The 590-nt window shown below is 65.1% G+C and carries 1 protein-coding gene and 1 pseudogene; both read right to left on the bottom strand.

Annotated elements, in window-relative coordinates; translation table 11 throughout:
• Positions 1–15: 15 nt before the first annotated feature.
• Positions 16–261: pseudogene (locus tag HUK65_RS19260) on the bottom strand (transposase); the annotation flags it as partial.
• Between the two features lie 10 nt (positions 262–271).
• Positions 272–590: transposase (locus HUK65_RS19060; protein ID WP_268839504.1), on the bottom strand; the 319-nt coding region annotated here is incomplete at its 5' end.

The raw sequence follows: 590 nt of genomic DNA, 5'->3' as shown, positions 1-590 counted from the left end.
TAGAGTGACTCCCGATCAAGTTGACGCATAGCCTGCATGGCGGAGGTATCGCGCGCATTCCTCTGGGGTGAATGCTGCGAGGGCGGATGCGATGGCGCGGCATAGGGTGTCGGCGCATCGGGCGGCGGCGCTTCTCACGCTATCCTTGAGCTTGGCGAACACCATCTCGATAGGGTTGAGGTCTGGCGAATAGGCCGGCAGGAAGCGCAGCTTTGCACCGCGCGCTTCGATGGCGGCGCGGGCCTTGGCGTTCTTGTGGACGCTGAGGTTGTCACGGGATCACAATATCGCCCTCGCGCAGGGTTGGCGCGAGCATCTGTTCGACCCAGGCGCAGAATGCGTCCCCGTCCATCGCGCCCTCGATGAGCATCGGGGCGTCGATCCGGTCACTGCGCAGACCCGCGATGAATGTGTTGTTGCGCCAGTGGCCATGCGGGACTGCGCCGACGCAGGGCGCCCCACGCGCTGCGCGCCCGAAACGGCGGGTCATCTTGGTGTCGAAGCCGCTTTCGTCAATGAAGACAAGCTTGTCCGGGTCCAGCGTCGTCATCCCCTCCCGCCACTCAGCGCGGGCGCGGGCAATGTCTTCG

It is taken from the genome of Rhabdonatronobacter sediminivivens, from assembly GCF_013415485.1.
Lineage (GTDB): Bacteria > Pseudomonadota > Alphaproteobacteria > Rhodobacterales > Rhodobacteraceae > Rhabdonatronobacter > Rhabdonatronobacter sediminivivens.
The sequence above is the reverse complement of the archived record's forward strand: the minus strand, read 5'-3'. Positions and strand labels throughout refer to the sequence as shown.